Source organism: Sphingomonas sp. PAMC 26605 (assembly GCF_000241485.1).
Classification (GTDB): domain Bacteria; phylum Pseudomonadota; class Alphaproteobacteria; order Sphingomonadales; family Sphingomonadaceae; genus Sphingomonas.
In genome coordinates this window covers 853863-861272 of record NZ_JH584241.1, presented here as the reverse complement: position 1 = coordinate 861272, position 7410 = coordinate 853863, and the positions used below count along the sequence as shown (strand labels likewise).

Below are 7410 nucleotides of genomic sequence, written 5' to 3'. Positions count from 1 at the left end.
GTGCGGGACGCCAGCGCTCTGCGAGGCTTCCCCCACCCCCGACCCCTCCCCTGAAGGGGAGGGGAGGATTCGGCCGGCGCTTGCCGCGGCCACCCATTTTCTCGCCGACGTCAGCGAAACCCCACGGCTCGACGCCGAGCTCCTGATGGCGCACGCACTCGGCATCACGCGCGAGCAGCTCCTGCTCAACCGGCTCGAGTCCGCCACGCCGCACAGCTTCGGCCCGTTGCTCGCCCGCCACCTCGCGCATGAGCCGATCGCCTATATCACCGGCACCCGCGCCTTCTGGACGATCGAGCTCGCGGTCGGGCCCGGCGTGCTCGTGCCCCGCGCCGACAGCGAGACGTTGCTCGACGCCGCACTCGCGCATTTCGGCACAGCCGCGCCGCGCCGCATCCTCGATCTCGGCACCGGCCCGGGCACGCTGCTGCTCGCCGCGCTCGACCAATGGCCAGGCGCGACCGGGCTCGGCGTCGATGCCTCCCCCGAAGCACTCGCCTATGCGACGCGCAACGCCACGACGCTCGGCCTTGCGACCCGCGCCGAATTCCGCAGCGGCGACTGGGCGACCAACCTCGACGGCGCGTTCGATCTGATCCTCTCGAACCCGCCCTATATCGGCACCGACGAGCCGCTCCCGGCAGAGGTGCGCGCGCACGAGCCCGGCATGGCGCTATTCGCCGGCGCCGACGGGCTCGACGACTATCGCCGGATCGCGCCGCAGCTTCCGGCGCTGCTCGCGCCTGGCGGCGCCGCGATCCTCGAGATCGGCTCGACCCAGGCATCCGCCGTCACCGCGCTGCTCGCCGCGCAAGGCCTAGCGGTCGCGCTGCGGCACGATCTCGCCGGCCATCCGCGCGCCCTGATCGCAACGCCGATCGCGTGACATTGCGTTCGATCAGCACAATATTCCGCTTGGAGATTGCCCCGCGACCCGCTATTGGACGGCGCAGGGGCACGCATTCTCACCATAGTCGGTTGAAAATGGGCTGGTGTCCGCCTCCATCGTCCTGCAGTCGCCTCGTCCGGCGACGCTGGCAAGCGCGCAGAGCCGATGGTCGGTGGCCGGCGCGCAGGAGGCATTGCATCCATATTTCTGGAGCGTGACCAGGTTGGTTCCCAAGGACAGGACAACAAGACGTTGATCAATAATCGTCAGGCCGGCCGCCGTCGCGGCCGTGGCGGGCAGCAGCAGCGCTCGTCGGGTGGTGGTGGCAATCCGGGTCGTCAGGACACCGGCAACCGCATCGACAATCGCGCCCGCGGCAATGCCGCGCAATTGCTCGAGAAATACAAGACGCTCGCGCGCGACGCGCAGATGCAGGGCGACCGCGTCAACGTCGAATATTACCTCCAGTTCGCCGATCACTATTTCCGCGTGCTCGCCGAAACGCGCGCGCGTTTCGAAGAAAACGGCGGCGCGGTCTCGACCAAGCGGATCCAGGGCGCGACGCTCGACGAGGACGAGCCCGATTACGAGGACGAGGGCGAGCGCGTCCTCGAGCAGCCGCGGGGGGAGCAACCGCGGGGTGAGCAACCGCGCGGCGACCAGCAGCGCGAGCAGAACCGTGGCGACCAGCAGCGCGGTGGCCAGAACGGCTATCGCCAGGATGGCAACCGCCAGGACGGCAATCGTCAGGATGGCAATCGCGGCTATTCGCAGAATGGCCAGTCGAACCACGCCGCCGCGAACGGCCAGGGTGGCGCGGAATCGCGCGACGACGCACAAGGGTATGAGGATCGCCCGCGCGGCCGCGTGAACGGCAATGCCGAGGGTGGCGATTACCGCCAGGCGGACGCATCGCGCGAAGACCGCACCGAGCGTCAGCCGGCGCGCGCCGAGCGCTATGAGCGTCCCGAGCGCCCCGACCGGTCGCCCCGCACCGCCGAGCCCGCCGACGAAGCGCAGCCCGTCGCCGAGGCGCTGTCGTTCGAAGCCGCTGCGCCGGTCGAGCCCGTCGCCGAGGCACCGCGCCGCGGCCGGGGCCGCCCACGTCGCGATGCGGCGCCGGTGGTCGAGGCGGCTGCAGTGCCTGACGCGCCAGCGTCGGACGAAGCGGCTTTCGAAGATAACGGTTTTGCCGCCGATCGCTTGCCGCCCGCGCTCAACATCTCGGCGGTGGCCGAGCCCGAGCTCGGCCACGAAGGCGAAGTCGTCGAAAAGCCGCGCCGCCGTCGCGGTCGTCCGCCCGCAAATGCGGCGACCACGGTCGAGTAAGCCCATGCGGCACCCCGACCTGAGGACGGGGTGACGCACGCAAACGGGGCTATCCTTCGACGCGGCGCGCCGGCCTGAGTGCCGCCCGTGACCGAAGAGATTGTAACACCGCGGTTATATTTCTAGCCTAGCCCCAGAACAGGAATGGGGGAGGCGACATGCGGATCTGGCTGGCTTCGACGATGCTGTGGGTCCCCGCGCTGGCCGGCGCGCAGACCGCGCCCGTGCCGCAAGGCGCGGCGCCGCTCACCGCACCGCGCTCGGGACAGGGCGATGTCGCGGTTACTATCTATAACAACGATCTCGCGCTGATCCGCGATACCCGCCAGCTCGCGCTCCCGCGCGGTCGCGGTCGCCAGGACTTTGCCGACGTCTCGGCCGCGATCCGGCCCGAGACGGTCACGCTCACCACCGATGGCGCAAGCGTCGTCGAGCAGAATTTCGATTACGACCTGCTCTCGCCGCAAAAGCTGATGGACAAAGCGGTCGGCCAGACCGTCACGCTCGTCCGCACCAATCCTGCGACCGGCGCCGAAATCCGCGAGGAAGCCCGCGTGCTCGCCAACAATAACGGCACGATCGTCCAGATCGGCAGCCGGATCGAGGTGCTCGACCGGAATGCCGGCCGCGTGATCTTCCCCACGCTCCCGCCCAATCTGCGCGCACGCCCGACGCTGTCGGTGACGCTCGACAGCACGAGTGCGGGAACGCGCCCGGCGACGCTCACCTATCTCTCGCGCGGGCTCGGCTGGAAGGCCGATTACGTCGCCTTGTTCGATGAAAAGCTCGGCAAGCTCGACGTCCAGGGCTGGATCACGCTGACCAACACCAGCGGTACGACGTTCAATGAAGCGAAGACAATGCTCGTCGCGGGATCGGTCGGCAGCGAGGACGACGAGAATCGCCCGCGCTATTATGGCGGCGGACCGCGCTATGCCCAGCCGCGCGGCAACCAACCCGGCACCGAAACCGCGCAGCGCGAGCAGCTCGGCGATTTCTACCTCTATCCGCTGGCCGAACGCACCACGATCGCCGATGCACAGACCAAGCAGGTCAGCTTTCTCGATGTGTCGGGTGCCCCCGCCGCCAAGGCCTATTTCTATCGCAACGCCTGGCTCGGGACGCAAAGCGAAGCGCAAAGCGTCGATACCGTGCTCAAGTTCAGCTCGTCGCGCGACGGCGGGCTGGGCGATGCGCTCCCCGCCGGCACCGTCCGCGTCTATATGCGCGATGCGCGCGGAACGCCGCAATTCATCGGCGAAAGCGCCATCCCACACACCCCGATGGGGTCGCGGCTCGCGCTGAAAACCGGCGAAGCGTTCGACGTCAAGATTCTCCCGGTGGTCGAGAAGCGCGAACGGATCGACGCATCTCGCTGGCGCACGACGATGCGCTACACGCTGACCAACGCGCGCGCGAGCGAGACGACCGTCGAGCTCGCGCAAGCCGGGCTCGATCGCTGGTGGCACGACACGCGCATCCTTCAGGAAAGCCAGAAGAGCGAGCGCCCGACCGCCGATGAAGCCGTATGGCAGGTGCGTGTCCCTGCCAACGGCTCGACCAGCGTGACCGCGACCTTCGACACGCGGTTCTGAGCGGCATGCGCCGTGCGGTGCAACGGCTGATCCGGGGGCTGATACCGGTGCTGGCTCTGCTGCTGGGTGCGCTGCTGGCGCTGCCCGCCGGGGCGCAGATCGTTTCATCGGGCCCCGATACGGTCGCGGTGACGATCTACCGCGCGCCCGATCGCAGCGCCGATACGCCGATCGACCGCTCATGGCTGCGCGGCTATGCGCTGATCACCGAGCGCCGCCGCGTTTCGATCCCTGCCGGTCGGACGACGCTGCGCTTCGAAGGCGTCGCCGCGGGGATCCTGCCCGAAAGCGCGATCGTCACCGGCCTGCCGAACGGCGTGCGCGAGAAGAATCTCGACGCCGACTTGCTGTCTCCGCGCAGCCTTTATTCCGGGAGCTTCGGCCGCCCCGTCACGATCCGCCGGACGATCGCCAAGCGGATCGTCGAGGAGCCCGCGATCATCCGCTCCGGGCCCGATGGTGCCGCGATCCTCCAGACCCGCAACGGATTCGTCGCGGTCGATTGCGAGCCGGGGCGCGAAGCGCTGGTGTATGATCATGTCCCAGCGAACGCGCCCGCCCGGCCGACGCTGTCGGTTGCGCTCGAATCACCCGCCGCGGCAAATGTCACGGTGACCTTGTCCTATCTCGCTTGGGGCTTCGACTGGCAGGCCGATTATGTCGCGACAGTGCGCCCCGACGGCCGCACTGCCGACCTGTTCGCCTGGCTGACGCTCGCGAGCAGCGACACGACGCGCTTCGCCGATGCCGAGGCAATGGTCGTCGCGGGCAATGCCGCGCGCGACGATCGTGCGCCGCCGCCCTGGTTGCGGCGGCGGGGCGGCGCGCAGACATTCGAATGCTTCCCGCATCCGATCGCGGTGTCGCAGGGGGTCGCATCGCGCGCGGACTCGATCGTCGTTACCGCGGCGCGGTTCGCTGCTCCGCCCCCGCCGGCGCCGCCTCCGCCTCCGCCGCCGCCGATGGCGCGGCAAGAGGATCTCGGCGATCTCAAGCTGTACCGCGTTCCCGGGCGCACCACCGTCGCGGCGCTGGCGCAGAAGCAGGTCGCGATGCTCGCGCGCAAGGCTGTACCAATCGAGCTTCTCTACACCGTTCGCGGAGATGAGAGCGGCCGGATCGACGCGCCGATGCTGACGCTGCGCGTGGAAAACCGCAAGGATGCGGGGCTCGGCGTGGCGCTGCCGGCCGGGCGGGTCGCGGTCTTACAGCCACGCGACGGTACCTCGCTGCTGATCGGCGAGGGGGCGATTGCCGACAAGGCGATCGGCGAACGCGTCGAGGCCCGGATCGCGCCGGCGACGCAGGTGACGCTCGAGGATCGACGCAAGACGGTCGGCGGCGATGGTGTCGTCGAGCTGATGACCGTCCGCAACGCCAATCCGCACCCCATCCAGTTCGAGGCGCGGCTTGACGGCAAGGGGTTCTTCCAGGATCTGATCGGGCGCAACGCCGCCGTGACGCGCAAGGATGGCGCGCTGATCTGGGCGGTTACCGTGCCCGCCAACGGTGCGCAGACGCTGTCGTACAGCCAATAGCCCGCGGTGCCTCCGGCGGCGACTTCCCAAGTCCCGCCAAACGTGAAATCCTCCCCCGCCTGAGAGACTCGGCTGACGAGCGCAGACAGGAGAGAGCCAATGACGATCGCCGCAATCCTTAGCAGCAAAGGGCGCGAGGTGGTTTCGATCACCGCCAAGCAGAGCGTCGGCGACGCGGTCGCGTTGCTCGCGGAGCGCCGCGTCGGTGCGGTCCCGGTGATGGAAGGCGATGCGGTCGTCGGCATCTTTTCAGAACGCGACGTGATCCACGCGATCGCCGCGCATGGCGGCGACGCGATGACGCGCAGCGTCGCCGAGACGATGACCGCGCCGCCGATCACCGTCGCGCCCGATGAAGCGGTGATCGGCGCACTGTCGCTGATGACGCGGCGGCGGATCCGGCATCTGCCCGTGGTCGATCAGGGCCGCGTGATCGGCTTCGTCTCGATCGGCGATCTCGTCAAATATCGCATCGACAAGATCGAGGCCGATGCCGAGGCAATGCGCAGCTACATCCAGTCGGCCTGATCCTCAGCCCGGGATCGGCTGCTTGCGCACCACCGCGACGAGCTCGCGCACCGCGCCGCGCGCGAAGAGCAACAGCGCCGCGACATAGACGATCGCGCCGGTCGTGACGAGAATCGCGAGTTCGGGCCAGTCGGGCAACGGCGGCAGCAGTGCGGCAACGAGCGTCACGCCCAGCGCCATCGTCGCGGCGGCGCAGAACGCCGGTGCGATCGCCAGCGCGAGGCGGCGGATGGTGGTGCCGATCACCGGCAGCGATCGCCACAGGCTGAAGCCGAGATAGAGCGGGTAGGTCAGGATCCACGCCGTCGCGAGGCCGGTCGCGCCCCACTGCACCGCAACCAGAAAGCCGCTCGACAGCACCAGCGCGCCGAACGCGCCGTTGCCGACGCCGATCCCGGGGCGTCCGCGTGCATCGCACGCGGGTTGCAGCAACACCTGCAAGGTCATGAACGGCATGGCGAGCGCGAGCAGATGGACGATCGGTGCGGTCCCGCTCCATTTGTCGCCGAGCACCGCGTCGACCAGCGGGCGCGCGGTCACCGCCAGCCCGAAATAGAAGGGCAGAGCGGCGAGCATGACGATTCGTACCGAGCGATCGAACGCCGCGGCGACCGCAGCGCTGTCGTGCTGGATCCGCGCATAGGCGGAAAAGGCCACCTCGTTGAGCGGGGGGACGAACTTCGAGACGAACACCTGAGTCAGGAACAGGCTCTCGGTATACAGTCCGAGGTCGTGCGGCAAAAAGCGCCTGCCGGCGATGAACACGTCGGCCTGGCTCTGCGCGAACCAGAAGAGCTGGCCCGCCGCCATTACGCCGCCATAGCGTGCGAGCGTTCCCGATCCGCGAAAGTCGAAGCTCGGCCAGACCAGCGACTTCGCCGCGATCGTCATGCCGATCGCGCGCACCCCGAACAGCACGAGCGGCGCGAACACCAGGGTCCACACGCCGAGTCCGGCGAGCGCACCCCCTAGGGCTGCACTTGCGCTGGCGATCGAGGCGAGGATGTTGACGCGCGCCTGCAGCTTGAAGTCGAGCGTACGTGATAGGAGCGCATAAGGGAGCGCGATGAACGGGGTGGTGGCGTAGAGCAGTGCCTGGACCTGCAGCATGTGCGCGACGATCGGCTGGCGGTAATAAGCGGCGGCGGCGGGGGCGAGGATAAAGACCTGTGCCGCGGCGAGCAGTCCGTTGAGCAGCAGCAGCATTCCGAACAGTTGTCGGATGTCGCGCTGCGTGATCTCGGGCTTTTGGATCAGGCCGCTCGCGAGGCCATAGCCGTTGAGCATGTTGAGGAACACCAGCACCACGCCGGTCATCGCGAACAGCCCGTAATCGTGCGGGTTAAGGATGCGGATGACGAGGAAGGTGGCGGCCCATTGCACCAGCTGCGCGAGAATCTGGCTGCCCGAGCGCCAGATCACCGCGCTGCGGACCTGATTCGAGAGCGACTCTGCGGGCTGATTCGGGGTTTCGGCGACGACGTCCATCCCGGAGCGCTTAGCGGAAACTCCTTTAAAGAGCACTGAACGT

At 68.4% G+C, this 7410-nt stretch carries 6 protein-coding genes; 5 read left to right on the top strand and 1 reads right to left on the bottom strand.

What is annotated here, in order from left to right; translation table 11 throughout:
* Positions 1-67 precede the first annotated feature (67 nt).
* From prmC to RH90_RS03815, 5 genes are all read left to right on the top strand, one after another.
* Positions 68-886, top strand: a complete 819-nt coding sequence (prmC, locus tag RH90_RS03835; RefSeq protein WP_029625017.1) for a peptide chain release factor N(5)-glutamine methyltransferase — start codon at positions 68-70, stop codon at positions 884-886.
* Between the two features lie 255 nt (positions 887-1141).
* Positions 1142-2218 carry a DUF4167 domain-containing protein gene (locus RH90_RS03830; RefSeq protein WP_010183992.1) on the top strand — a complete coding sequence of 359 codons (1077 nt, stop codon included), beginning with the start codon at positions 1142-1144 and terminating at the stop codon, positions 2216-2218.
* 158 nt (positions 2219-2376) lie between these two features.
* Positions 2377-3813, top strand: coding sequence for a DUF4139 domain-containing protein (locus RH90_RS03825; RefSeq protein ID WP_010183991.1), 1437 nt, complete (start codon positions 2377-2379; stop codon positions 3811-3813).
* Positions 3814-3860: 47 nt separating this feature from the next.
* Complete coding sequence (locus RH90_RS03820; protein WP_232280297.1) at positions 3861-5351, top strand: DUF4139 domain-containing protein; 1491 nt, start codon at positions 3861-3863, stop codon at positions 5349-5351.
* A gap of 99 nt (positions 5352-5450) precedes the next feature.
* Complete coding sequence (locus RH90_RS03815; RefSeq protein WP_010183989.1) at positions 5451-5879, top strand: CBS domain-containing protein; 429 nt, start codon at positions 5451-5453, stop codon at positions 5877-5879.
* 3 nt (positions 5880-5882) lie between these two features.
* Here RH90_RS03815 and RH90_RS03810 read toward each other — a convergent pair whose 3' ends face one another.
* On the bottom strand, positions 5883-7367 hold the full coding sequence (locus RH90_RS03810) for a lipopolysaccharide biosynthesis protein (protein WP_010183988.1): 1485 nt from the start codon (positions 7365-7367) through the stop codon (positions 5883-5885).
* Positions 7368-7410: the final 43 nt, after the last annotated feature.